This is a genomic window from Streptomyces sp. NPDC002088 (assembly GCF_040296605.1).
Classification (GTDB): Bacteria; Actinomycetota; Actinomycetes; order Streptomycetales; family Streptomycetaceae; genus Streptomyces.
In genome coordinates this window covers 64,614-88,521 of sequence record NZ_JBEOXO010000018.1, presented here as the reverse complement: position 1 = coordinate 88,521, position 23,908 = coordinate 64,614, and the positions used below count along the sequence as shown (strand labels likewise).

General features: G+C 67.6%; 29 protein-coding genes and 2 pseudogenes. 7 read left to right on the top strand and 24 right to left on the bottom strand.

Features of this window, described 5'->3' with window-relative positions; all coding sequences use genetic code 11:
- Nucleotides 1-14 precede the first annotated feature (14 nt).
- From ABT114_RS31980 to ABT114_RS31935, 10 genes are all read right to left on the bottom strand, one after another.
- Nucleotides 15-392 carry a hypothetical protein gene (locus ABT114_RS31980; RefSeq protein ID WP_351146386.1) on the bottom strand — a complete coding sequence of 126 codons (378 nt, stop codon included), beginning with the start codon at nt 390-392 and terminating at the stop codon, nt 15-17.
- Between the two features lie 151 nt (nt 393-543).
- Nucleotides 544-1,530, bottom strand: coding sequence for a N4-gp56 family major capsid protein (locus ABT114_RS31975; protein WP_351146385.1), 987 nt, complete (start codon nt 1,528-1,530; stop codon nt 544-546).
- A 35-nt stretch (nt 1,531-1,565) separates the two neighbouring features.
- Nucleotides 1,566-2,429 (bottom strand): hypothetical protein, encoded by an 864-nt coding sequence (locus tag ABT114_RS31970; RefSeq protein ID WP_351146384.1) that lies wholly within the window; start codon nt 2,427-2,429, stop codon nt 1,566-1,568.
- A 13-nt stretch (nt 2,430-2,442) separates the two neighbouring features.
- Nucleotides 2,443-4,164 carry a phage portal protein gene (locus tag ABT114_RS31965; RefSeq protein ID WP_351146383.1) on the bottom strand — a complete coding sequence of 574 codons (1,722 nt, stop codon included), beginning with the start codon at nt 4,162-4,164 and terminating at the stop codon, nt 2,443-2,445.
- 18 nt (nt 4,165-4,182) lie between these two features.
- Nucleotides 4,183-4,476, bottom strand: a complete 294-nt coding sequence (locus ABT114_RS31960; RefSeq protein ID WP_351146382.1) for a hypothetical protein — start codon at nt 4,474-4,476, stop codon at nt 4,183-4,185.
- A 3-nt stretch (nt 4,477-4,479) separates the two neighbouring features.
- Entirely contained in the window at nt 4,480-4,881 is a 402-nt protein-coding gene (locus tag ABT114_RS31955) for a hypothetical protein (RefSeq protein ID WP_351146381.1), read from the bottom strand.
- An 89-nt stretch (nt 4,882-4,970) separates the two neighbouring features.
- The gene (locus ABT114_RS31950) at nt 4,971-6,005 is read right to left on the bottom strand and encodes a hypothetical protein (protein WP_351146380.1); all 1,035 of its coding nucleotides are present in this window, start codon (nt 6,003-6,005) and stop codon (nt 4,971-4,973) included.
- Between the two features lie 9 nt (nt 6,006-6,014).
- Entirely contained in the window at nt 6,015-7,595 is a 1,581-nt protein-coding gene (locus ABT114_RS31945; protein ID WP_351146546.1) for a phage terminase large subunit family protein, read from the bottom strand.
- Between the two features lie 84 nt (nt 7,596-7,679).
- The gene (locus tag ABT114_RS31940; protein WP_351146379.1) at nt 7,680-7,943 is read right to left on the bottom strand and encodes a hypothetical protein; all 264 of its coding nucleotides are present in this window, start codon (nt 7,941-7,943) and stop codon (nt 7,680-7,682) included.
- A gap of 3 nt (nt 7,944-7,946) precedes the next feature.
- The gene (locus ABT114_RS31935; protein ID WP_351146378.1) at nt 7,947-8,222 is read right to left on the bottom strand and encodes a hypothetical protein; all 276 of its coding nucleotides are present in this window, start codon (nt 8,220-8,222) and stop codon (nt 7,947-7,949) included.
- 320 nt (nt 8,223-8,542) lie between these two features.
- Between ABT114_RS31935 and ABT114_RS31930 the strand changes: the two genes are divergently transcribed.
- The gene (locus tag ABT114_RS31930; RefSeq protein ID WP_351146377.1) at nt 8,543-8,773 is read left to right on the top strand and encodes a hypothetical protein; all 231 of its coding nucleotides are present in this window, start codon (nt 8,543-8,545) and stop codon (nt 8,771-8,773) included.
- 64 nt (nt 8,774-8,837) lie between these two features.
- Here the strand turns inward: ABT114_RS31930 and ABT114_RS31925 are convergent, their stop codons facing one another.
- Complete coding sequence (locus tag ABT114_RS31925; protein WP_351146376.1) at nt 8,838-9,914, bottom strand: tyrosine-type recombinase/integrase; 1,077 nt, start codon at nt 9,912-9,914, stop codon at nt 8,838-8,840.
- 120 nt (nt 9,915-10,034) lie between these two features.
- Here ABT114_RS31925 and ABT114_RS31920 point away from each other — a divergent pair, with 120 nt between their 5' ends.
- Together ABT114_RS31920 and ABT114_RS31915 are read left to right on the top strand one after the other, a co-directional pair.
- A complete protein-coding gene (locus ABT114_RS31920; RefSeq protein ID WP_351146375.1) occupies nt 10,035-10,196 on the top strand; it encodes a hypothetical protein in 162 nt (53 codons plus the stop codon).
- A gap of 115 nt (nt 10,197-10,311) precedes the next feature.
- Nucleotides 10,312-12,291, top strand: a complete 1,980-nt coding sequence (locus ABT114_RS31915; RefSeq protein ID WP_351146374.1) for a recombinase family protein — start codon at nt 10,312-10,314, stop codon at nt 12,289-12,291.
- Here ABT114_RS31915 and ABT114_RS31910 read toward each other — a convergent pair.
- Nucleotides 12,290-12,868: pseudogene (locus ABT114_RS31910) on the bottom strand (LLM class F420-dependent oxidoreductase); the annotation flags it as partial. The gene ABT114_RS31915 and the pseudogene ABT114_RS31910 overlap by 2 nt on opposite strands.
- Nucleotides 12,869-13,105: 237 nt before the next feature.
- Between ABT114_RS31910 and ABT114_RS31905 the strand changes: the two are divergent.
- Entirely contained in the window at nt 13,106-13,291 is a 186-nt protein-coding gene (locus tag ABT114_RS31905) for a hypothetical protein (protein WP_351146373.1), read from the top strand.
- A gap of 54 nt (nt 13,292-13,345) precedes the next feature.
- On the opposite strand, the gene ABT114_RS31900 is transcribed toward ABT114_RS31905, so the two are convergent.
- The 3 genes from ABT114_RS31900 to ABT114_RS31890 all read right to left on the bottom strand — a co-directional run bounded on the left by ABT114_RS31900 (nt 13,346) and on the right by ABT114_RS31890 (nt 15,520).
- Complete coding sequence (locus tag ABT114_RS31900; protein WP_351146545.1) at nt 13,346-13,807, bottom strand: DUF6099 family protein; 462 nt, start codon at nt 13,805-13,807, stop codon at nt 13,346-13,348.
- 223 nt (nt 13,808-14,030) lie between these two features.
- Nucleotides 14,031-14,384: a nucleotide pyrophosphohydrolase gene (locus tag ABT114_RS31895; RefSeq protein WP_351146372.1), complete on the bottom strand. Its 354-nt coding sequence runs from the start codon at nt 14,382-14,384 to the stop codon at nt 14,031-14,033.
- A complete protein-coding gene (locus tag ABT114_RS31890) occupies nt 14,381-15,520 on the bottom strand; it encodes an AAA family ATPase (protein WP_351146371.1) in 1,140 nt (379 codons plus the stop codon). Before ABT114_RS31890 ends, ABT114_RS31895 begins: the two co-directional genes overlap by 4 nt.
- On the opposite strand from ABT114_RS31890, the gene ABT114_RS31885 reads away from it, so the two are divergent.
- Nucleotides 15,492-15,815 (top strand): hypothetical protein, encoded by a 324-nt coding sequence (locus ABT114_RS31885; protein ID WP_351146370.1) that lies wholly within the window; start codon nt 15,492-15,494, stop codon nt 15,813-15,815. The two genes, ABT114_RS31890 and ABT114_RS31885, sit on opposite strands and share 29 nt — an antisense overlap.
- Before the next feature lie 62 nt (nt 15,816-15,877).
- Here the strand turns inward: ABT114_RS31885 and ABT114_RS31880 are convergent, their stop codons facing one another.
- Nucleotides 15,878-16,267 carry a cell division protein SepF gene (locus tag ABT114_RS31880; protein ID WP_351146369.1) on the bottom strand — a complete coding sequence of 130 codons (390 nt, stop codon included), beginning with the start codon at nt 16,265-16,267 and terminating at the stop codon, nt 15,878-15,880.
- Nucleotides 16,268-16,460: 193 nt separating this feature from the next.
- Between ABT114_RS31880 and ABT114_RS31875 the strand changes: the two genes are divergently transcribed.
- Nucleotides 16,461-18,188, top strand: coding sequence for a hypothetical protein (locus tag ABT114_RS31875; protein WP_351146368.1), 1,728 nt, complete (start codon nt 16,461-16,463; stop codon nt 18,186-18,188).
- On the opposite strand, the gene ABT114_RS31870 is transcribed toward ABT114_RS31875, so the two are convergent.
- Complete coding sequence (locus ABT114_RS31870) at nt 18,172-18,684, bottom strand: YceI family protein (RefSeq protein WP_351146367.1); 513 nt, start codon at nt 18,682-18,684, stop codon at nt 18,172-18,174. The genes ABT114_RS31875 and ABT114_RS31870 overlap by 17 nt on opposite strands.
- A 114-nt stretch (nt 18,685-18,798) precedes the next feature.
- Here ABT114_RS31870 and ABT114_RS31865 point away from each other — a divergent pair, with 114 nt between their 5' ends.
- Nucleotides 18,799-19,311 (top strand): MarR family winged helix-turn-helix transcriptional regulator, encoded by a 513-nt coding sequence (locus ABT114_RS31865; RefSeq protein WP_351146366.1) that lies wholly within the window; start codon nt 18,799-18,801, stop codon nt 19,309-19,311.
- A 90-nt stretch (nt 19,312-19,401) separates the two neighbouring features.
- Here the strand turns inward: ABT114_RS31865 and ABT114_RS31860 are convergent, their stop codons facing one another.
- From ABT114_RS31860 to ABT114_RS31830, 7 genes and pseudogenes are all read right to left on the bottom strand, one after another.
- Nucleotides 19,402-19,995: a sigma-70 family RNA polymerase sigma factor gene (locus ABT114_RS31860; RefSeq protein ID WP_351146365.1), complete on the bottom strand. Its 594-nt coding sequence runs from the start codon at nt 19,993-19,995 to the stop codon at nt 19,402-19,404.
- 162 nt (nt 19,996-20,157) lie between these two features.
- Nucleotides 20,158-20,832, bottom strand: a complete 675-nt coding sequence (locus ABT114_RS31855) for a hypothetical protein (protein WP_351146364.1) — start codon at nt 20,830-20,832, stop codon at nt 20,158-20,160.
- Between the two features lie 75 nt (nt 20,833-20,907).
- Nucleotides 20,908-21,669 (bottom strand): DUF3592 domain-containing protein, encoded by a 762-nt coding sequence (locus tag ABT114_RS31850; protein ID WP_351146363.1) that lies wholly within the window; start codon nt 21,667-21,669, stop codon nt 20,908-20,910.
- Nucleotides 21,670-21,768: 99 nt separating this feature from the next.
- Nucleotides 21,769-22,191, bottom strand: a complete 423-nt coding sequence (locus tag ABT114_RS31845; protein ID WP_351146362.1) for a PPOX class F420-dependent oxidoreductase — start codon at nt 22,189-22,191, stop codon at nt 21,769-21,771.
- A 47-nt stretch (nt 22,192-22,238) separates the two neighbouring features.
- Nucleotides 22,239-23,132: pseudogene (locus ABT114_RS31840) on the bottom strand (NAD(P)-dependent oxidoreductase); the annotation flags it as partial.
- A gap of 42 nt (nt 23,133-23,174) precedes the next feature.
- On the bottom strand, nt 23,175-23,699 hold the full coding sequence (locus ABT114_RS31835; protein WP_351146361.1) for an SRPBCC family protein: 525 nt from the start codon (nt 23,697-23,699) through the stop codon (nt 23,175-23,177).
- Nucleotides 23,696-23,884 (bottom strand): hypothetical protein, encoded by a 189-nt coding sequence (locus ABT114_RS31830; RefSeq protein WP_351146360.1) that lies wholly within the window; start codon nt 23,882-23,884, stop codon nt 23,696-23,698. The genes ABT114_RS31835 and ABT114_RS31830 overlap by 4 nt, the downstream gene beginning before the upstream one ends.
- Between the last annotated feature and the right edge of the window lie 24 nt (nt 23,885-23,908).

Below are 23,908 nucleotides of genomic sequence, written 5' to 3'. Positions count from 1 at the left end.
TCTCCTAGCCACCGTCAGTGCCAGATGTAGCCGAGAGAATCGAGGTGGTCGTACAAGGCCTTCGGGGCCCTGTAACGAACGCCCTCCTCGAAGTCGTAGTGGTTGTCGTGGCCGAAGGTCATGTTCTCGATGGCGGTGTTCACGCGGAACTCGCGCGTCGGGGTCTCGACCTCGACCGCCTCGGAGACCTCGACGACGGTCTCTACGACCGGCTCGGGAGTCTTGGGCTTGGCCTCAACGACGGTGTCGGACCGCTCGGCAGCCGTCGCCGCGTTGATGAGGGCGATCTCCTTCTCGCGGGTGGCCAGTTCCTCGGCGTGCTCCTTGGCGAGAGAAGCCTTGTTCCGGCCGGTCAGATCACCGGGGCGGGCGACGTTACGTGCAACAGGCATTTCGTTCTCCGGGTTCGGGACTCATTTATGTGATGCGGTACTACTTTAACGAGGAAGGGGAGCGGTCCTGGTAATCCAGAAAACCGCTCCCCTAACCTCTCAGGATCGCGTGACCGCGAATACCAACTAAGCCATCAGGCAGGCTGAGAGATTAGTTGGTCTCCGCGATCAGAACGGCCTGGTCGGTGATGAGGCCAAGACCCCAGATCGCGTACCAGGCAAGCGCGTGCTCTCGGCCGAAGTCGAGGATGCCGCCGTCCCTCAATTCCACCGGGAGGGAAATCGCGTGGCCGAACGCATTGTCGCCCAGGAAGATCGACTGGTAAACCGTCTTCCCGCCCGCGTTGGTGGTCTGCTTGACCTGCGTGGTCTCGATGAACACCACATCGTTGAGCCTGCCGATCTCCCCCAGAAGGAAATTCCCCGGGGCCGCGTACTTCGTGACCTCGATGAATTCCGGGTCGTCACGCAGACGCCGCGACTGGTGCGGGTGGACGAACGCCACGTAGGTCTCGCCCAAACGCGGAACGTTCTTCGTGGCCAGCGTCTCGACCGCGTCCTTGACAAGCGCGGAAGTGAAGTGGAAGGTGCCGTCCAGACCGTCGGTGGAAGTGGCGGCGGTGCCCTGGGAGTAGACGCCCATGCCGCTCATCGCGGAAGTCGTGGCGTACTTGTTGTAGCCCCAGATCTTCGAGGTGGCCTGGAGCAGGGTGTCGCGGGCGGACTGGTCCAGGTAGAGAGCCATGTTGCGTCCGAGCAGGCGCGATGCCGACGCCATGACGTCGTCGAACGACGCGTTCAGCAGCAACTCGGAGACCGCGACCGCGTAGCCGTGCTCGGCGACGGTGATGGAGAACTGGGAGGCGGAAAGGGCGTTGGTCTGCATGCGGACGCCTTCGACCAACTGCGAGGCAGCGCCGAGGTTGTTGTAACGCATGAAGTTGATCGTCAGACCCGGCTGAACACCCAACTCGGTCTTCTTGACGGCGAACTGCTCGAATCGCAGAATCGGCATCGACTGGAACAAGATCTCCTTGCTCCAGATGGTCTGAATGGCCGCACCGAGAGTGCTGTTGGCGCCCGAGTAATTCGTCGGAGAAGCCGACATGTTCGGGGTACCAGTGATCGCGCTTGGCATACTTGGATTTCCTTAGTTACGGGTACTCGACCGAATTACGAGTACAGTCCACGCTGGTTCTGGGCTGCCTGACCGACGCCCAACTGGCCCCGAATCTTGGCGTACTCCGACATCGGCATGTCGCGGAGGTCAGAAAGGGAGTACGACTTGTGTCCCGGTTCGGTGTCCATCGGTCCCGTGGTGGAATAGCCGGTGGGGCTCACACCACGCATGGAGGCGCGCTGCTGAATGGCGGCCTGCTGGACCGATTCCAGGATAGCCTGGGTCTTTGCCTTCACTGTATTGATGGAGGCCTCGACCTCCTCCGGCGAATTACCGCCGACGAAGTCGAGAAGTTCGGGAGCGATATTCTCGCTCTCATCGCCGACACGCTTCTGAATGTACGTCTGGAGGTTGTTGAACTCCTGCTCCTTCTGGAACAGCAGCCGCTCCTGCGCGCGCTCGGCCTCGATCTGCTCGAAGCGGGAGTTCCACTCCTGCTCCTTGACCGACAGGAGGTCCTTGGCGGACAGGTCGTCCTCGGCCTTGCGCTTGGCCTCGGCCTGCACCTCCTGGCGCTTGCGCTCCTCCTCGGCCTGGGCCTCCTCGCGCGCCTTGCGCTGGGCCTCGATCTCGGTGAGGAAGGTCTTGTTCTGCTCCTCCACGGTCTGGAGGCGCTTGTACAACTTGTCCTTCTCCTCCTGCCGCGCCTTCTGGATGTCCTCGGCGGTGAAACGAGGCTCAGCAGGGGTCTGCGGGGCAGGCGGCTCGACGACAGCGGCCGGAACGACGATGACGGGGTCGCCACCTTCGCCGGGCTGCGGAGCACCACCTGCGATCGGGTGGATGGGACGGCCGTCCGCGCGGTAGCCGAGGACTGCGTCGGCGGGCACCGAGATGCCCGAAGTATGAAGCGTCATGGGGGACGAACTCCTAGTCGGTACTGTTGTCCGGATCGCGGCGAAGTCCGGCACGTGGGCCGTACGCCTGTGTCACGATTTCTGTAGTCAACTTCTGAATCTCAGCGGCTGTGATATCCCCGAGGTCTAGGCCTCCGGGCAGCGTCACCGGATTCGGACCACCAGGCTGAATACCGACGGGATTCCCCGCTGCATCAGTCTGGGGTGCAGGCGCCTCCGCCCCTTCAGGCGGCATTCCCGTCAACTGGAGGATAGCGGAATCGATCTGCGCCTTTAGCATTCGCAGAGCGCCCTGCTGCTTGGCATCCGATATCTGTTCCTCGAAGATCTCACGGACCTTCTCGTCCGGGAATTCCTCGCCGAGTTCGTGCAGCGCTCCGCGCATGGACTCCAGGCCCATGGACATCTTGGCCTGGATCTCGTTCAACTTGATGAGGGTGTCGACCGGCAGCGGGGCGGGCCATTCACATTCGGTGAAGTAGGCCATCGGGTCGAGGACGTCGATGATTTCCGGCTGGTCGTCCTTCATGATGCCTTCGGTCGCTGGGTCGTAGAGACGCGACTCGGGCTCAAAGGTGTACAGGGTCTTGAGGATTAGTTCGTTGACCTTCTGGAGGCCGACGGAGTACTGGACCTTCTTCTGGTCGTACCGGGACATCATCGGGCGGTACATGATGGCGAGGGCCACACCCGACGTATTCGACGCGGGCTGCATCTGCCCGAGTGCCGTTTCCGGGACACCGGTTATCTCGTGCATCGAGCGCTTGATCATCTCCAGGTACTGGAGCGGTCCCGCGAGATCGACGCCATTCTCCAGATTGAACACTTGGGCGTCTTTGGGAAGACCCCCCCACACCTTCCTCGGGCCCTTCTCAAGGTTCGAGGCCTTCGCGCCGGTAATGATGGTCACCGGGGCGGCGTGGTAGTTGATGATGTCGCTGATGTCGGTTGCCTTCTCGTTGTATTCACGATTCAGGCTGATGATGTCGACGATGTCCGACAGGCCCCAAGGGGAGCCGCTGACCGACGAGTTGGCGATGTGCACGACGGGGATGACGCCCAGCGGATTCGGCCGGGAGTCGATCAGTTCGTCATTCAGATATTCCTCGATCGTGTCCTCTGTGAGGACCTCGACGTAGGTGTATACGGATCGCGTTCCGTCTTCTCCGGTCGCCCAGAAGCGGTACTTCAGTTTGAAGCGGACCAGACGCTCGCGGTCGTGCGGGTGCCACTCGGGAAAGCAGAAAGAGGAATTCAGAGGAAGGATGCGAACGCGCCCAGGCTGCTGCTGTCCCAGGTTATCTACGTATGCGGGCTCGTACGCCACCTTGATGAAGCAGTCACCGGAGACGCCGCCTTGCTGGCCCATCTCCCAGAGCAACTGCTCCTTGCGGTTGTCGACTTCCCAGGCTCGCTTCAAAAGGCCTGGGATGATGTGCTCGTACTGCTTCACGCTCTTGAAGTGGATGCCACGTCCGAACGTGAAGTTGTTGATGTAGTCGGCGAATGCCTTCACGTAGTTGAACGTGATCTGCGCTTCTCCCGCTTCGCGACGGTATCCCCAGTGGTGACCCAAGTAGTATGCGAAGTTCTGGCTATACCTATTCAAGCGAGGGCCGTGCACCTCAAACTCCTCGTCGGCCAGTTCGACAAGGCCGAGAGGAGAGATCGAGACCGTAAGGTCCGACCCCGAAGCCCGCATGCTGGGGCTCGCGAATGAGATTGCACCGCTCATGGGAAGAAGACTCCGACTTTAGATTTCGATGATGCGCGTGGGCGAAAGGGAACGGGCAGTCTTCTTCGCCGCCCGACGGCTTTCGAATGGCTCCTCGCCGCGCTGCACGACGTTGCCGTTGGGCAGAACCTCGTGCAGGACGTACTGACGGCTGCGATTGCCGTCCTCGGCCTCTACGGGAATGCCGCGCACCAGATAGCGGTCGTTGATCAACTGCTTCCCGACGGTCTCGCCCTTGTTCAGGGAGAGCTGGGGAAGCACCTCATCGACGGACGCCTTGGGTGCCTTGCGGCGGTCGTGGAACGCAACCATGGGTCAGTCGTCCACTACCGCCGGGGAGAGCCGGTCGTACCGGCGGCCGTTGCGGACGACCTCCTCGTACGAGACAGCGGCGTAGTCCGAGAAGGAGCCATGGGAGAACTCGCCCAGGTAGGTCGGTGCCTCGACCCAGGACGCGGAGCCGACATGGACACGCTCGGCCATCGTCTCCTCGGGGTACTTCTCGTACACGTTGGCGTTGTGGTTCGGTCTGCCGGGCGCCGTGATGTAGCCCTGCATGACGCCCTTGGTGAACTCGTTCGGAACGTCCGTGTCCGTCGCCACACCCTCCTCGAAGCGGAGAGGACCGCGCCGGGTGGAGTTGTCGGCGAACTTGCGCTCGTAGACCGTGCCGACGCGCTCCTGAAACTGCGGGTCGGGTGCGAGATTTCCTGCCATTCCGTAATCCTCTTCCGATAGCGAGGTAGCGCTACAAGCGTATGAGGAATGAAGAAGGCATTGTTAATAAGCGATAGCAGTAATCGCGTTTACGTCCAGGTGCCCGGAGTTCCTGCGGCCGTGCACAGGTGCCAGGCCCCGGCGGAATCGAGCACCACATCCCCGGCAGCCCAGGTGCCGGTAGGCGGCGCTCCGGCGGAGTCCTTGAATCCGGCCAGGCGCACATTCGCCAGCCCGTTCTTCGCACCCAGGGAGGCGACACCTGTACCGGCGTCGAGGTCGTGCACCGCGTTGAAGGGGTTGGTGCCGAACTGGGTGCGGCCGATCAGGTGCGGGCCTGCCGGTTCCCACCGCATGACGTTGGTCTGCGCGCCAGTGAAGTCGCCCTCGCTCCAGGCGGAGACGTGCACGTCCATGCCGCCGACCTCGAAGTCCAGGCCGTCGCCGGTCACGCGCAGCCGGTAGGCGCCTTCGCCGTCCTCGCGCTGCACGGTGAAGTTCGCGCCGTCCAGGGTCAGCCCGCCGGTCAGGGTGCCTCCGGCCAGCGGAACGTACTTGGAGGCCGCGTCCGCTACGGCGGCCGTCTGCGCAGCAGCGGCAGAGCCTGCGGGGTCCGCGTCCACGTCGGCCGCTGTGAGCACGACGTTCGGGCCGGGCTCGTCGTTCACCGTCCAGACGGTGGGGGTGTAGACGGTGCCCATGGAGGTGGCCACGGGGACCAGGTTGCCCAGCTCGACCTCGGGGATGGCCTTCGGGAGCAGGATGTCGATGGCGTCCTGCGTCTGCCCAGCGATGACGCCCTTGACGCGGTAGGTGAAGTTCTGAGGGGAGAAGCCCGTGTTGTCCGAGGCGATCAAGGTGACGGAGAGCAGGCCGTCCTTGACATTCACGATCTTGGTCTTCATGCGGATGATGACGGCAGTCGCGGTGTCCACCAGCCGGTCAGCGCTGGGATCGAAGGTGTACCGGCCGTTGGCGGGGCGACCGTCGCTGTCCAGGAGGTGACCGGTGACGGTCACGGTGGCTACGCCCGGTGGGAACGTGGCTATGGGCGCGTTGGAATCGAGAGTGCCCCAGGCTCCGTTCTGGGCGGTGTAGCCGGGGATGTTCCAGGCGTCGTTCAAGGTAAATCCTTAGCGTCGCTCGAAGGGTGAATTGGAAACCTCGACCTCGGGCATCGTGTAGTCCTTGGTGAGGACGCAGGCGAGCGCCAGGGAATCCGCATAGTCGTCATGTGCGTCGGCCGCGCGGGGGGCTTCTGCAAGGACGTACGGACCCTCGAACTTCTTCTCCAGATCTTCCATCTGCTGACGGAAGCGCTTGTAACTCTTGAGGCGTCGGGTGTAAGCGTGCGCGGGCCAGGAAATCAGCCCCCGGTCCAGCAATTCCATGAGGTGCTTCCAGCGCTTTGACTGTTCGGGGCGCTGGGAAGAGAGCGGCACGATATCGATATGCGGCAGCAGGACCCGCAGACGGGATATGACCACGTCTCCAACGCCGCCCTCGTCGACCGCGATTGCCATCACGTTGTAGTTCTGGACGAATTCGACGATGCGGAAGTACTGGGCCTCCCAGTCCATTCCGGCGAGGTCCAGCCAGTTCAGGATGCGGTGCTCGTAGTTCCCGTACTCGTCGGGCTGCTCCCAGCGGACCCAGACGGCCGTGACAATCGTGGAGTCCTGCTTGCGGGCAGGGTCGATGCCGATCACGATGGGGCTGGCGTGGTAGGCCGGGACGACCTGCATGGAGGTGTCGCCGAGTTCGTCCAGGCGCTCCTGGGTGGTGAACATGCCCTTGTCGAGCAACCAGATCAGGCGGTAGGACAACTTGAATTCGTCGGAGTCCTCACCGATACGGAGGAGTTCCTTCTTGACGAACTTCCGGTAGTACTCGGACCACTTCGAGACTTCTTTCCAGTCCGCGTCGAAGTGGTTCTGCCGGGCGCCCCGCCGGGTGGCCGTCCGCCGGTTGATCTGAATCTGGTTGTAGAACACGCCCTTCTCGTAAGTGGGCGTACCGGTGAACACCATGGTCGCGTTGGTCGAGGCACCCATCGGGCCGATCGACTTGTTCACCATCTTGGCGTCGGCGCCCTGGCACTCGTCAATGAGGATGAGGTGGTAGGTGCGGCCTTCAATGGTGGCGCGGGGGTGACAGGTCTGCTTTCGCACCAGGGAGCCGGAGCGCTTGAGGGTAATCGAGCGGCCCTTGCCCTGTACGGTCTCGTCGATTTCAGGGTCCGCCATGATTTCCAGGGCGTGTTCACTTGTGAGGCGGGCCACTATTCGGCCGTAGAGGTTGTCGGCCTGCTCCTCGACGGGCGCAAATGCTCCGACCCACAGTCCCTCTTTGAATTTCCCGAGAAGGTCCGGGAAGATCTTCGCCAGTCTCGGCAGCATGATCATGCAAGCGGCGACGCAGTTGGCGACCGTCTCGGACTTGCCGGACTGGCGGGAGAACAGCGCGGTGATCGTGGCGCCGTCGTCGATGATCAGGGACTCGATCAGGCGGGCGGCGAAGGGGCGCTGGTAGGGGCGCAGCGGGTGGCCGGAGACTTCATCGACGATCACCAGCAGCTTGGCGACCAGTTCGTCCACGAACCTCTGGGAGGTCTGGTCGAGGACTACCTCGGTGTCGAGGCGTGCTTGGTGCTCTTCCTCGGTCTCATCGCTGATGGCTTCGTCGTGATCGACATCCTCCGTAACAACAGACACGCCCAACCCCAATCCCGTTTCTATTACGGAATTGAGGTTAGGCGTTTTCGTCTATCGCTTTGTAATTATCGCTTTCCAAGTAACTCAGGAGACTCGGCGAAGGTCCCTTCCGGTCACGATCTGAGCGGCCCGCTGGCGACTGAACCCGAACATCTTGCCCAGGATGTCGTAGGTGTGACGACCCTTGTAGTAGACCGCTTCCACCAGCGCGTCACGCGCTTCGGTGGACGCCGCCGGGAAGTCGTTGGCACACATCTCGTCACAGAAGATCGGGGCGTCCTTCTTGGACACGCCCAGGAGCCTGCGGCAGCCCCGGCATCGCACGTCGACCAGCACAGTCACGGCCATGGGTTACGCCTTCCCTGTCTGGCGACCCTCGGTCCCGTCCTCCTCCGAGGCCCCGCCACCGTTCTCGTGCCACGCGCTCTCGACACCCTTGAGCACCTCGTCCAGCAGGCCCAGCGGGAACGTGAGCCCACGACCGAAGGCGTCCAGGCTGGGGATGTACTCCCGCAGGTCAACGAACAGGCCGTCGGAAGGGCTCTGGACCGTCGAGACGACGATCTCCTTGTCGTGCACGTAGGGGACACGCGCGTGCACGGTGCGTCCCTCTTCGATGTCGGCCATGGATTCCTCCGTAGACTTTTGCTACCCCGAGACTACACCTGCGCAAGCGGTCTCGACAAGTTGCTTGACGAGCAGGTAAAGTGGGGTTCTACGAAAGAGGAGACCCGCATGGGCATGTACCCGATGACCGACCCGGAGAAGTGCCCCAAGTGCCGTCGGGCCCTCAAGGAAGCACCGAAGCCACTGCGTCCCCGTGTACCTGGCTTCCCGTCCGAGGTAGCCTACGGCGAAGATCCGGTCTGCGGGGGTCGCTGGCACGTCTGGGACATGACCTCTCCCCTCCGGCGCCAAGCGAAACCGTATGTGGACGGGGTGGACTGATGGACGACTTTAACCTTCAGAACGGCATACAGAGATCGTCCGGCTCGGAGGAGCTGGACGCCCTCCAGCAGCGCGAGCTGCGCGCCGAGCAGATGGAGTTCTACCAGCGGTCCAACGCCCAGCCTTTCCACGGCTTCGGCGGACGCCAGGGCCTCAAGGAGGCCGCGACCGGGGTCTTGATCCTCTTCGTCCTCGGCTTCATCTTCAAGTACATCCTGGGCATCGGCTGACCGCTACACCCGCAACCCAAAGCCCCCGACTGTCGTAGCTGACCAGTCGGGGGCTCTGTCGTTCCTACCGCGCCGGACGGAGCTGCACGACGTTCTCCTGGGAGACCATCCCCGTCAGGAACGGCCGCCCCTTCATCGTCTGGTCCCGGCGCTTCGTCTCGCTCGACAGGCCCAGGTACCGCTCCGTCGTCGCCTGGTTCGAGTGGTGCAGCAGCGCGGAGACCGTACGCAGCGCGGCGTCGTAGCCGACCTCCTCGGACAGCATGTCGAAGTAGGCACGTGCCACGGCCCGGCGCAGCGTGTGCGTGCCCTCGTACCGCGTCGGCAGGCCCAGCTTCTCCAGCGCCGCCTTGACGATCTTCTCCGTACGCTCCACCGGCCGGTCCGGATGCCACACGAAGGGCGTGCGCTCATAGACCCGCCGCCTCAGCCCCTCGTCGAAGTAGTGGGTCTTGATCTGGTTGCCGGAACGAGCAGGGAAGAGGTAGTCGTCCGGGCGCAGCGGGCGGCCAAGCAGGGCCGCGTACTCCTCGAACCAGACTCGCAGTTCCCTGCCCAGGTCGGCGGTGAGCGGCATCTCGTCCTCCTCGTGGGTCTTGATCACCGTCACGAAGACCTCGGAGGCCGCGAAGTCGACGTCCCCGACGCGCAGATTCACCAACTCGCTCGCGCGGCAGGCCGTGTTGATCGCGGTCGCCAGGTAGGCCCGGTGCATCGCGCACTCGGCCTGGTCCAGGAGGGACAGCAGGATCGACGGGCTCGGCTGCATCCGCTTGCGCTTGGGCTCGGGCAGCGGATCGACGAGGGAGAGGTAGTTGTTGACCGGGGCGTGCCCGGCGATGTGGGCGTACGAGAAGAAGACCCCCAGGCGCTTGCGGTAGTGGTTGTGGGTGCCGGGCCCCACGGCCACGCGAAGCTGCTGACCCTTGATGCGGGTGACGTGGATGTCCATCAGCCCGCCGTCACCGTAGAAGAAATCCCGCACCTGCTGCGGACTCAGGACCTCGAAGGTCGGGTTGCCGACGTGCTCCGCGAAGCGCGGGAGCAGGGAGCTGTCGGTGCGCATCGTGTTGTCGGCCTTGCCGGAGCGCGCACGGACATCCAGGAACTCGTCGACTGCGCTGCGAAGTGCGATGGTCACGCTTCCTCCTGGTGCGGGGTGTTCGCTGCGACTCAGAGCGTACTCACGTCAAGCGACTTGCGCAATACCCTTAACAAGCGCGCATAGACGTAACTGGAAAGCCGTAGTACGGTTCACGTTATGGACGCACAGATCATCGACATCACGCCGCTTCATACCGGCTCCCCTGCGGAGCGTCCCAAGTCGACCCTGACCATCACCCGGCGCACCTGGACCGAGGAGGAGCAGCAACGCCTTGCACGCATCCTCTTCGGACCCCGCCCCGGCGAGGAGGCGGCCTAACAAAACGGTCTGCACAAACCGCTTGACATCCGATAGTCTCCAGGGCAACAAGAAACCCCAGCAGGGATAGGGCCCTGCTGGGGCTTTCTCAGTACAGTCTGCGAGGAGACTGACCATGCGTAAGTCAACACTGCCCCGGCAGCGCCGTGCAACTCTGCGCATAGCCATCTATCTGCGCGTATCCACGGCCAAACAGCTCGAAGGCTACGGACTCTCGACGCAGGACGAAATGTGCCGGGCCCTCATTGGCCTGAGGTTCAACAACCACCCCTACGAGATCGTCGATGTGTTCACCGACGGGGGTGTCTCCGGCAAGCTGAGTTCCCGCCCGCAGTTCGACCGAATGAACACGATGATCGCCGCCAAGCTGATCGACGTTGTCGTAGTCGCCAAGCTGGACCGCGTCGGCCGCACGATGGAGGACATCCACCAGTGGGTGTTCGACACCACCAAGTTGGGCGTCCGCGTCATTACGGCAGACGGCCGCCTCGACAGCAGCGACGACATGTTCAAGCTGATGCTCTCCATCCTCTCCTGGATGGCGGACATGGAACACATCCTGATCAAGGAACGCACCATGTCCGGTCGCGAGGCGAAGCTGGCCGAAGGCAAGTGGGGACTTGGTGCTGCACCGTTCGGCTTCGCTCTGGAGGGCAAGGGCGCCGACGCCACACCCGTCAAGAACGATGAGGAAGCCCGCACCCTGGAACTCGCCATCGAGTACCTGGTCGACCTGGACAAGAACCTGGCCCAGACCTGCGACGAGCTGAACCAGCAAAAACGCCCCACTCGAAAGGGCGGCCCCTGGAACAGCACCTCCCTCCGCAAGATCCTCATGGGCAACGCCGTCCAGGGCTTCATCCGCTACCGCGACCCCGAGAGCGGGCTGTCCGAGGCAGAGCGCGACGAGGACGGCAACTTCGTCAACGGCGAGACGCACGAGGTGCTGCTGCCCATCATCCTGCCCATCGATCGCGTCTACGCCGCCCGCGCCGCCATCAAGCGCCTGGCCCGGCCCGTCTCCCCGAACGGCCGGGACTACCTCGTCACGAAGCGGATCATCGGACGCTGCGGCAGCGACTACATCGGCGCCCAGAACCAGGCAGAGAACCGCGACGCGGTCTACCGCTGCAACGGATCCGTCGGCCACGACACCCGAGGCAAGACCAAATGCGGATGCGCGCAGATCAACGCCGAAGCCGTCGAGAAGTTCGTGTGGGACGCCGTCGTCATCGGCCTGAAGGACACCGAGAACCTACGAGCGCTGGCCAATCAGTGGCTCGGCAGCATTCCCGAGCGCTCGGAAGCCTACCGGCGCCGGATCAACGAGCTGGAAACCGCCATCGAGAAGAAGCGGAAGTCCCGCAAGTCGAAGATCCTCACCATGCTCGCCCTCTCCGAGGAAATCACCGACGATGCCGGGAACGTCGACAAGGAGATGGTCGAGGAACTGAAGGCCACCCTGACGAAGCAGGAACAGGATCTCGAAAAGGAACTGAGCGACGTCCGTAGCTGGTTGGCCAAGGCTGAGGCCGAGGAACAGCGCGTCGCGGATGTCCTCGCCCTTGCGGATCAGATTTCCCCGCGCCTGGAAGAGCTGACTCCGAGGCAGCGCCGGGACGTGATCGACCTGTTCGACGTCAAGGTGAGGGTCACCGATCAGAACAACAGTGGTGTACTCCGGCCCAGCGTTGTGGAGAAGTGGTTCAAGGAGAACGACAAGCTCATTCCGGACGCCCTCACGGATGAGCAGTGGGATCGGATTGCTCACGTCCTCCCGAGCCCCAGGGATCCTCGTGACGCGAGGCGCTGGACGTCGCGGAGGCTGGTGCTCGACGCGATGTTCTACAAGGCCCGTCACGGCCTGCGGTGGACGGAGTTGCCCGAGGAGGTCACAGCATTCACGACCTACCGGGCCCTGAAACTGATGGCCGTGAACATGGTCGAGGGTGAGTACCTGGCGAAGGCCGTTGACCTGCTCGGGGACTACCCCGGCAGCCCGCTTCCGGACGCTGTAAGGCTGCCCGGCCTGGACATCCAGATGGCCCTTGCGGAGCGACTGACTCTCGATGAGTTGGCCGCACCGACTTCTTGAACTCGTCGGCGTACCGCGCGGCCAGCCGCGGAGTGCGGGTCGCGCCGTGGCCGCCGATCAGCACCGGGACCTTCCGCTGCGCGGGCTTGGGCAGCGCGGGCGAGTCGGTGAGGTCGTAGTACTTCCCGTGGAACTCGAAGGACTTGCCGACCTCCGTCGCCCACAGCCCGGTGACGATCTCCAGCTGCTCCTCGAGGCGGCCGAACTTCTCCTTCGGGAACGGAATCCCGTACGCCGTGTGCTCCTCCTCGAACCAGCCGGCGCCCAGGCCGAGTTCGACGCGGCCGCCCGACATCTGGTCGACCTGCGCGACCTGGATCGCCAGCACGCCGGGCAGGCGGAAGGTGGCGGCGGTCATCAGCGTGCCGAGCCGTATGCGCTTGGTCTCGCGGGCGAGGCCGGCGAGGGTGATCCAGGCGTCGGTGGGGCCGGGGAGGCCGTCCACGGAGCCCATCTTCAGATAGTGATCTGACCGGAAGAAGGCGTCGAAGCCGAGGTCCTCGGTGGCCTTCGCCACGGTGAGCAAGGTGTCGTAGGTCGCCCCCTGCTGGGGCTCGGTGAAGATGCGGAGATCCATACCTCCATCCTGCACGCCGGAGTCCCCGTCAATCCCACCGGTCCCCCTGGCCCCTCCCGTCCCCGGGCGAGTGAAAACCGTCAACCCCGCACACGGCGGCCTGCCCGGGCCAGTGACCCGGTCCGATGGTGATCGTTGGCTCGGGCGGAGCCGGACCGACCGGCGCCCGCACCGCCGGTCACCGCCGGGGTGTCACCCGCGTCGGCCTCCCCGGAGGCCTGGGCCGAGGAGGCCGTCATGTCCGAGGAAACCGTGCCGCAGCAGGACGGGGGCACCGCTCAGCCCAAGGGTCTGCTGCAGCAGATGGAGGAGCTCATGGCGGCGCTGAACGCGGACCTCTCCGCCCTGGACTCGGACCTGCAGTCGCAGTCGGCCGGAAGCACGGGGCGGACGCCGGCCGAGGAGACTGACGCCGTCGGCTGAAACCCGAGCGGACGCCGCCGCTCCGACCGCCGCCCTTCGCCGACCCCACCCGCCTCATCTCTCCGGCACCACCTGATCCCGGTCCGCCAGCTTCCGCAGCATCTCCCGGACCCGGTCCCGGGCTTCGTCCGCCGCGTCGATCGCCTCCATGCACTGCCAGTACGTCCCCTCGTCGTCCGCGCCGCTGGCGATGCCGACGAGGGCGATGCCGACCTCGCCCAGCAGACCGCCGAGGCTGAGCAGTGCCTGGCGGGCGTCGTCCAGTTCGGTGAGCTGGGCGGCGCGCAAGTCCCCGGGGTCGAGCTCCGGCGCGTCCAGCACACCGCAGCCTCTGCCCGCCAGCTCGGTCAACCCCAGGGCCTCGCCGCGCAGTTCGGGCGGGCCCGAGACCGCCAGTCGGCTGCCTATCGCCTGTGCCAGGGCCTGCGCCTGCCACACCTCCGTCAAGATCTCCCGCACCTCACCGCTCCCGGCGAGAGCACGCCTGCTCGTCAGGATGAGCCGCACCGCGTCCATGGCCTGCCCCCGTCCGCCGAGACGTGTTCCTCGCACGTCCGCCCGAACCACACTGTTCACTACCCAGAGTGAAGGGCTGTGGGGTGAAAAGCCAGAGGAAGACGGAAATCTTCGGACAACAAATCGATTTCGAGGAGGTGGAATGACTCCGGAGAGTGAAAACGGATCGATCGACTCCTGAGCGCCTGGGCCCTCACGAGTCCTCATGACTCCTCATGACTCCTCATGACTCCTCAGGACTCCCCGGCGCCGGAAACCTCCCCTCGTTCCGGTCGATCTTCGCGTCCAGTGCCGCCAGCGCGTCGATCCCGAGCACCTCGCACAGTTGCAGCAGATACGCGAGCACGTCGGCGACCTCGTCCGTCACCCGGTGCGCGGTGTCCGGGTCGTCCATGACGCGCGCCGACTCCTCCGGCGTCAGCCACTGGAAGATCTCCACCAGTTCGGAGGCCTCCACGCTGAGCGCGGCGACGAGGTTCTTCGGGGTGTGGTACGGCTGCCAGTTGCGCGCCGCCGCGAACTCGGCCAAGCGGCGCTGCAGTTTGGCCACGTCCAGATGCTGGGGCTCTTTCGTCACGCGTCCAGATGTACCACCGTCACTCCGTCCACCCCGGCGGCCCACGAGGCGTCGCTCACCGCGCCGACGCAGCGCAGGTGCCCGGCCTCGCCCATCCGTGCCGCCAGTCGCAGCAGTTCGGCACGCTGCCGTACGTCCAGGGCCCGGTCGAAGCCGTCGGCGAGCACCGTGAGCGTCTGCAGGGCGGCGGGCACCTCGCGGGCCGGGTCGACCTCTAGGACACCGGGGCCGGTGAGCAGCACCAGCGCGAGGGCGACGTAGCGCAGCTCGCCGTCGCCGAGCCGGCCGAGCTCGGTGCGGATGCCGTCGCCCCGGTCCAGCAGCGCGCGGACCGTTCTGCCGGGCAACGGTTCGGCGAGCACGTCGGCGACGGGCCCGGCGCACCCGGCCCGGACCGCCGCGACCAACTGCCCGTGCCGCCGCGCGCATTCGGCCCGGGTGCGCCACAGTACGTCGGCGAGGTTGTCGCAGCCGCCGAGCAGCCGCCCGGAGCCGAGCGGGACGGGGGCGCGCATCCGCTCCGGCCGGGGATCGCAGGGGAAGACGGAGCGCAGCGCGACGACCATCTGTTCGGCGGCGGCGAGCACATGGCGCTGTCCGTCCGTCTTGCCGGCCACCCGCAGCGGCAGCAGCGCGGTACCGAGCCGGTCGTCCGGCAGCGGGGCACGGGTCACCGGCGCCGACCCGGCCGTGTACCAGGCGGCCTGCACCGCGCGCCGCCCGGGATCACGCAGGGCGGTCTCCAGCAGGACCCGTCCACCGGCCGTCAGCCGCTCCCCCACGATGCGCAGTTCGGGCTCGGCCTGTACGGCGACGTCGAGCCGGACCGGCCCCTCGGGCCCGTCCGCCGTACAGCCGATGCGGAAGCCGCGGCGGCGCTGGGCGTCGGGCCGGGCCCGTTCGGGTACGCAGGCGGCCGGGTCGGCGAACACCTCGCCGAGCTCGGCGCCGCCGCCGAGCCGGGCGAGCGCCTCGTAGGCCCGCAGCGCGCTCGACTTGCCGCCGCCGCTGGGCCCGGCGAACAGGGTGAACGGTCCGAGCGGGAACCCCGCGCGCCGGTGCCCGGCGAAGGCGGACAGCCGCAGCTCGGTGAGACACGGCCGGTCCGTGAATGCCTGGCCGTACCTCGGCGGCACCGGAGGCGGCACAGGCGCGGCTTCCGACGAGAACGGCGAGGCACGCGAGGAAGACGCCGAGGGCCCGGACGGCGCGGATGACGCGGAGGGCACGGACGACACGGACGGCACGGACGGCACCGAAGGCACGGACGGCACGGAGGGCACGGACGACACGGACGACACCGAAGGCACGGACGACACGGACGACACGGAGGACGCGGGCGACGCCGAAGGCGACACGGAGGCAGCGGCAGGCGTGGAGGGTGCGGAGGGGGTCGAGGGCACGAAGGGCAGGGCCATACCCGGACGGTAGGGCTCCGGTGTCAGGGGAACCGTTCCGCCCGGGGCGCCTTTCCTACGATCGGGGGACCGCCGTCATGTGCCGGAAACCCCGGCCCCTTCCATGAGCCCGCTCACCTCGGTCCCGGGCGGTGTCAGCAGGAACACGTTCCGGTCGACCCGGTGCATCCCGCTCGCCAGTCCGAAGACGACGCCCGTACTGAAGTCCAGCACCCGCTTGGCGACCTCGGTCTCCGCGCTGGTCAGGTCGAGCAGCACCGGGATGCCCGCCATCAGCGTCTCGGCGACCTCGCGGGCGTCGGCGAAGACGTTGACCCGTAGGACGACGAACCGGCGACGGGTCTCCGTCACCGCGTCCGGGAGCGAGCGGTGGTCCACCGCGGACGGCCAGGCGTCCCGACCGCGCAGCGGAACGACTTGGGCGAGCCCTTCCCACTGTTCATCGGTGGCGTCGTAACGGTTCACCGGCTCCCCCCGATCTGACTCGCGTTCATTGCCTGCACCAGCCAATTCTTACGCCAAGTCACCCGTTCGGCCCAACAGCGACACGGTCCGCGACCGGCGGATTCCCCGCCGACCCGGCCTCTTACCGCCCTCACACCGGACTCTTCACGTCCGGCGACGCCCCGCTCACCGGGAGCGACTACCGTCCGTTGGCGTGCACTTGGCAGAAACACAGCTGGTGACACCCGGTCGGCGGACACAGTCGGCGGTGTCCGCCGCCCCGGAACCGCCCGCGCAGTGGCACCGCGTGCTCACCCTCCTGGCCGACGTCAGTCTCTTCATCGGAACGCGCTCGGTGTGGACGGCGGCGGCGAGCCACCGTCTCGGCGTGGCCGCCGTCATCTCGGTCTGTTACGCCTCGATCCTCGCGTGCGGGGTGCTGGCCCTGGTGGTGCGCCGGACCCGGTCGCTGGCACGCGTGGACCTGTGTGTGCTGCTCACCGCGGTGACACTCGCCCTGTGCGCGTGGAGCATGACCCACAACGGCGGCGACGAGGCGGTCCTGACCGCCCAGGCCGCCAGGGAACTGGTCGTGGGCCACGCCGTCTACGGGCAGCCCTGGCCCTGGCTGTTCACCCACGGCGTCGCGGTCACACCGACGGTGACCGGCGGCTACGACTTCACTTACGGCTATCCGCCCCTGGCCCCGCTCCTGACCACGCCACTGCTGTGGCTGGGGCACGCCGGCACGCCCGCCACGGCGATGACCACCGGCGCGCTCGTCATCGCCGCGGTGGTGACCTGGCGGATGCTGCCGGTGCCGTGGCGGTCGGCGGCGACCATGCTGTTCCTCGGCTTCGGCTTCCTGCCGTCGTACGCCCGGCTCGGCTATCCGGCGATCCTGGCCCTGGCCCTGCTGGTGCCGGTGGTGGTGCGCTGGCCGCGGATCGGACAGGGCGGCCGGCTCGAGGCGCCGGGGATCGCACGGGCCGTGTGCCTGGGGGCGGCCTGCGCGGCACAGCAACTCCCGTGGTTCCTGGCGCCGTTCCTGCTGGCTGGGATCTACGCGGTGCGCCGCGGTGAACTGGGCGGGCGGGCGGCGGCAGCCGTGCTGCTGCGGGTCGCCGGGGTCGCCGCCGCCGTATGGCTGCTGGTCAACACGTATTTCATCGTGCACGAGCCCGGCACCTGGCTGGGCGGGATCGCGCTGCCCCTGACCCAGGGCGCGGTGCTGCACGGCCAGGGCCTGGTGGGCGTGTCGCTGTACCTGACCGACGGCAGCGATCGCGTCGACTGGTACGGGCACGCCAGCCTGCTGCTGGCCGCGGCGCTGCTCGCGCTGTTCGTCCTGTTCGTGCGGCGGCTCGGGCCGGCGGCGACCGTGCTGCCCTGGTGTGCGTTCTACCTGGCGATGCGCTCCCAGGACGGCTACTACCTGATGATGACGCCGCTGTGGCTGGCGGCCGCGGTCACCGCGCCCCCGGCGGAGTTCGCCGACGCGTGGCAGCCGCGTCCCCGCGCGCTGCGCGGTCCGCGCCGCCGGCCGGTCCGGGCCGCCGTCGCCCTGCTGGTCCTCGCCCCGGCCCTGGTGAGCGCGGTCTGGGCGGTCACGGGAGCGCCACCGCTGCGCATGCGGGTCACCGCCGTGCGGCGGGTCTCGGCGACGGCCGTGTCCCTGCTGAGCCTGCGGGTCACCAACACGGACGACAGCGCTCTGACGCCGCACTTCACCCTCACCACGGGCCAGGGCATGAACAAGTACTGGTCGATCGTGCGGGGCCCGGCGGCACTTCCCGCCCACGCCACGGCCGACTACGAACTCCGCCCGCCGAACGGCAGGTTCGTTGTCCCCCGTCCCGGCGTACGGATCCGACTGCGCGCCTTCACACCCGCGCCGCAGACGCTGTCGAGCACGGACGTACGACTCACGAAGAGCGGGTGAAGCGGAGCGTGGCGGTGACCGTGGTCAGGCCGCGAATCATGCCCAGCTGGTTCCAGCCCATGCCGAACTGCTCCCGGTCCACGGTGAACTCGGCGTCCAGCGTGAGCGCCTCGGCGTCCGCCCCGGTCAGCCGCGCGGGGAAGGACAGCGGCCGGCTGATGCCGCGCACGGTCAGCTGACCGGAGACCTGCACCGTGTCGCCGTCGCCCGGTTCGGCGCGGCGCGCCACGAAGGTGATCTCGGGGTGACTGTCGGCGTCGAAGAGGTCGGCGGACCGCAGGTGGGTGTCGCGCTTGGCGTTCTTGGTGTCGAGGGAGGCGACGTCCAGGGTGAGGGTGCCGGTGGCGGCGCCGTCGGCGGCGACCTCGCCCTGGCCGGCCACGCCGGAGAAGGTGCCCTTGACGGTGACCAGGCCCCACATCGTCCGGTGCCGGAGGGCGACGGTGGAGGCGCTCGGGTCGAGCTGCCAGAGTCCGGTTTCCACGGCGACGGTCATGATCCTTCTCCCAAGTGGTCCAAATTTGGATGTCCGAGGTGCGCCACAGTAACCGGATATCCAAAATTGAACAACCTGTTCGTGCAAATTTGGACAACAGGTAGACTCGGGACCATGGCAGACCCCGCTGAGCACCCCGCCGACCTGCCCGAATGTCCGTCCGCGCAGGGCACCGGGCTGCTCCCTGCCGAGCTGCGTGCCTGGATGCTTCTGCTCGCCGCGACGGGGGCGGTGGAGCAGCGGCTGCGCTCCGTGGTCAAGGAACGGCTGGACGTCTCGCACGACGAGTTCCTGGTCCTGTGCCTGCTCGCGGAGCAGCCCCGGGAGGGCGTGCGAATGACCCGGATCGCGGAGCTCCTGGGCCGCCCCAAGACCCGGCTCACCTACCAGATCGCCTGCCTCCAGCACGCCGGGCTCGTCACCCGCAAGTCCGTGTGCGGCGACAAGCGCGGCGTGGAGGTCGCCCTCACCGACAAGGCCCGCCGTCTGCTGCGGGAGGCCTCGGGCCCCCTCGCCGAAACGGTGACCCAGGCCCTCGCCGGCATCATGGGACCGGACCAGCGCGAGGCGGTGTGCGGACTGCTGCCCGACCTCGCCGGGAGCGAGCAGGATGCTGCCGCGGAGTAAGCAGGGCGCCGCCGCGGAATGAGCGGGACGCCGCCACCGAGTGAGCAGGGCGCCGCCGCGGAGTAAGCGGCGCCCTCCCTTCCGCCGGGCTCAGGCCGCCTCGGTCAGCAGGTCCAGCAGGGTGGCCCGGGCCCGCGCGACGCGGGAGCGGACCGTGCCGACCGGGCAGTCGCTCAGCGCGGCCGCGTCCGCGTAGGGCAGGCCGAGCAGCTGGGTGAGGACGAACGCCTCCCGCCGCTCGGCCGGCAGCAGGGCCAGCAGGTCCAGCAGAGCGACACCGTCGTCGAAGCCGGGCAGATCGCGCGGCTGGGCGCGTTCGACCGCCAGCTGCCAGTCCGCCACGTCGCACAGCCGGGGCCGGGCGGCCACGTACCGATAGCTGTCGATCACCGCCCGGCGGGCGATGGACAGCAGCCAGGACCGGGCCGAGGAGCGCCCCTCGAAACGGTGCAGACTGCCCAGCGCCCGCAGGAACGTGTCCTGTGCCAGATCGTCGACCGCCTGCGGATCGGCGCACAGATGGGCGACGTACCGCAGGACGTCGCGCTGCAGCGCGCGCACCAACTGCTCGACCGCCCGCGCGTCACCGCCACGGGCAGCGAGCGCCCAGGCTGTTGTCGACTCGTCGGCCAATGTCGCTTTGTCGCTTTTGGTGTGCGCGACGGGCAGGGTGGAGTGGATCACCTGATGTCCTTCTCGGGTCGTCCGGGTCGCCCCGGATCCGGACCTCGGCGCATACGAGGGCGCGAGCCGTCCGGTGAGCGGAGAGACGGCCCTACGGCGCCTGCGCGGGCGTACGGCCGTGACCCGAGGCGCATACGGGCGGCCTCGGGATACCAGCTGTCGTCAGCCGACAGCGGTCCCCACAGGCGGCCCCCGAGAGGTGATCGCGTGGACGAGAAGGAGCAGGCGCGGCGCCCGGTCCGAGCGGGGGCGGCGGGCGCCGATGCGCGGGCGGTCCGGGGTGGCGGGCAGGGCGAGCAGCAGCCGCAGCGGGGCCGCAAGCCGGCCGGCCACGGCCCGCAGGATGCGGAAGGCGGCCTTCTCGCCGTACGCCAGCCAGAGCCCGCACAGGAGCGCGGCGAGGAGGTGGGCGGCAAGCATGCCGAAGGATGACGTGCCGCCGCGCATGGACGAGCCGCTCATGGACTGCCCCATGTAATCCACATGATCCATGTAATCCATGTGACGCATGTCCATGTGATCCATGTGAGCCATGCCGCTCATGTCCATGTGGCCCATGTCCATGGAGGCCATGCCCCCGGACGCCGACCGGGCGAGTGAGAACGCCGAGTGCAGCACCGTCTGAGTGGCGACGACGACGGTCACGACCAGCGGCAGCCCGCGTTCACGGCCCGCCAGACACCAGCCGGCGGCACCGGTCATGGCCAGCCCCGCGGCCAGCACCCGACCGGGCACATACGAACCCGACATCATGACGTGCCCCAGGGCGGCGAGCAGCACACAGACGGCCGCGAACACCGCGGCCCGTACCGTGCGGGAACACCACCCAGCCGTCATGGCGCCCCATCCTTGCATCCGTGCTCCGGTCGTCAGACGTGAGTACGGATTTTCACCGCCAGAACGCGGGTCCGGTCAGTCCCAGAGCACACTGAACATCATCGTCACCCCGACGAACAGCCAGAAGACCGAGCCGCCGAAGAGCACCACGAGCCTGACCAGGAGTTCGGGCAGCCACATGGCATGCGCGGCCCGCTCGGGCTTGCGCGGGTCGTAAGCGATCTGGAACCGCGGGTTGCTGCGCTTGCACCGGTACTGGTGCACGGCGCCGTCGGTGTCGGTGTACTCGTACACGGTGTGCTTCTTGCCGGACCTGCCGACCGCCTCGGCCAGGACGGTGATGCCCCGCCGGCGCAGGATCGTACGGCGGAACACGTCGTGCACGGCGGTGCCGATGAAGGCGATGCCCAGCACGAGCGGTACGACGCCGACGACCACCCCCACGACGCGCGCGCCGTGGGTGACGCCGACCCACACGGCGTAGGCGACGAACGCGAGGGGACCGGAGGCGTAGAGCGCCAGCCAGCCGTAGTTGATGCCTCCGCGCGGCTCGGCGACGACGGTGACCAGGGCACTCCCGGCCGGGTCGCGCCGCTCGGGCAGCGCGGTGGTCAGGGCGGCGGCGAAGGCGGCGTTGGCGGTCGGGTTGCCGCCCTCCACGCGGTGCGCGACACCGTCCGTGAGCACGATCTCGACGACCCTGTCACCGGCGGCACGGACCTCCCGGACCGCCGCCAGCGGGATGTCGACGCGCTCTCCGGAACGGGTGAGGTGGACGCCGTCGGCGTCCAGGGCGGCGGAGACGTCGCGGCCGCGCAGTATCTGAGTCGAGGTCACTCAGATGTGACCATCGAGTGCACCTGGAGGTTGCGCACCGGTCCGGAGTCCGCCGGTGCCGCTCGTCCCCTCGTCCGCTCGTCGTTCGGCTCACATGGCTTATGTGGACGCCTGGTCGCTGTCCTTCATCGCGCCCCAGCCGTGCCAGCGCTCGACCTCGATCCAGGCGCTGACGCGGGCGCGTACCCGGTCCGGGTAGGGCTTGCCGGTGTACTGCCCCGAGAGGCGGTCGATGTCGGCCAGGCCCTCGTCGTCGTACATCTCGACGGCGCGGCCGATGATCGTGACGTGCGTGTACCAGTCGTCCTCGGCCAGGACGGTGAGGGTCACGCGCGGGTCGCGGCGCAGGTGCTTCAGGCGTATCCGGCCCTCGTCCAGGCTGATCAGCGCCCGACCGTCCTCCCACAGGTACCAGGTCGGGGTGGAGACGGGGGTGCCGTCGGCGCGCAGGGTGGCCATGACGCAGGGGTTGGGGCGCTGCAGCAGGGCGACGGCCTCCGAGGGGAGCGGCGGCTTGGACATCAGGACTCCTTGATCTGTCAGGCGTTGGCCTGTCAGGGACAGGTCTGTCAGGCGGTGGGCGTGTCGTCGAAACTGGCGAAGTACGCGGCGGCCATGTCCTCGTCGGCATGTCCCTGCGCGGCGGCGCGCTCCAGGCGTTCGGCGCTCGCGGCGGCCACGTCGAGCCGGACGCCGGCGCGCGCGCCGGCCTCGACGATCAGCCGGGCGTCCTTCGCGGCGGTCGTCACCGCGAACTGGGCCGGGGACAGCCGGTCGTCCAGCACGAGTGCGACCTTGGCCCGCAGGTAGCCCATGTCCAGCGGGCCCCCCGCGATCAGGTCGAAGAAGCTCTGCGGAGCCACCCCCAGCGCCTTCGACAGGGACAGCACCTCACCGGCCGCGGCGGTGGCCGCGATGACCCAGCTGTTGGCCACCAGCTTCAGCCGGGTGGCGCTGCCGGCCGCACCGTCCTCACCGGTCCACACCGTGCGGGCACCCACGGCGTCGAAGACCGGCGTCACCACGTCCCGCGCCTCGGCCGGGCCGGCGGCCAGCACGGTCAGTTGACCGGCTTCCGCGGGCTGGCGGGTGCCCAGCACGGGGGCGTCGTAGAAGCGCAGGCCGTGCTCGTGGGCGAAGGCGGCCAGCTCACCGATCGCCTCGACGCCCGCGGTGGTCGACTGTGCCCAGGCCACGCCGGGACGCAGCGCGGGCGCCGCCTGGCGCATCACGTCCAGGGTGGTGGGGCCGTCGTACAGCATGGTCAGGACGACGTCGGCGCCCTGGACCGCCTCGGCGGGCGTGTCGGCGATGTGCGCACCGTCGGCGGCCAGCGGTTCGGCCTTGTCCCGGCTGCGGTTCCAGGCCCGGACGGTGTGTCCGGCACGGGCGAGGTTGCGGGCCATCGCGGCACCCATGATGCCGGTGCCCAGGACGCTCACGGTGCGCTTGTCGGTCATCTTCGTCGGCTTCCTGTTCGTTGTGCTCTGGGGGTGGTGCGGTGTTCAGCCCGAGTGCCCGGAGGCGGCGCGGACCAGTCCGTCCAGCCACGCCTGGTGGCCGTTGAGCATGGGGTTCGGCGTCTGCTGCGCCAACTCGGCGGCGGGCTGCCCGATCTGCGTCTCCTGGGTCAGGATGCGGACCCGGCCGCCCGGCAGGTCCTCCACCAGCCAGGCGTGCAGCACGTCCAGCTGCTCCTGCGGCGGGCCGTCCTGCTTCGCCGTCCACGACAGGCGCCCCGGGACATCCTCGGCGGGCTCCTGCAGCTCCACGACCCGCGCGGCCAGGGGCGGGAAGCCGAAGGTGCCGAAGCTGAAGCCGACGCCGTCCTTCAGCTCGGGGCCATCGCCCTGCGGGAAGGAGATGTCGGCGACGTTGTCGTAGTACGACTCCCAGGTGGAGGTGTCGACGAGGTAGTGCCATACCTGCGCGGCGGTCAGGCCCTTGACGATCACCTCGTTGGACACGAAGTTGTCGCCGGTGCCCGGGAGGTAGCGCTCGGGCCAGTTGATCGCGTTCTGCACGGTCATGTTCGTAGTCCTTTCAGGGACACCGGGGAGTCAGCCGAGCTCCTTGCAGCGGCTCGGCGGCGAGCGGGGCCGGAGGAGGCGGGGTTCGGGCCGGCGCCCTCCGGGCCGCCGTCGGCCTGCGCGGCGAGGCGGGCGGGGTCGACGGGCGGGACCACGCCGGTCATCAGGAACAGGATCTTCGCCATGGACTCCCTCGGTGCCCTTGGCTG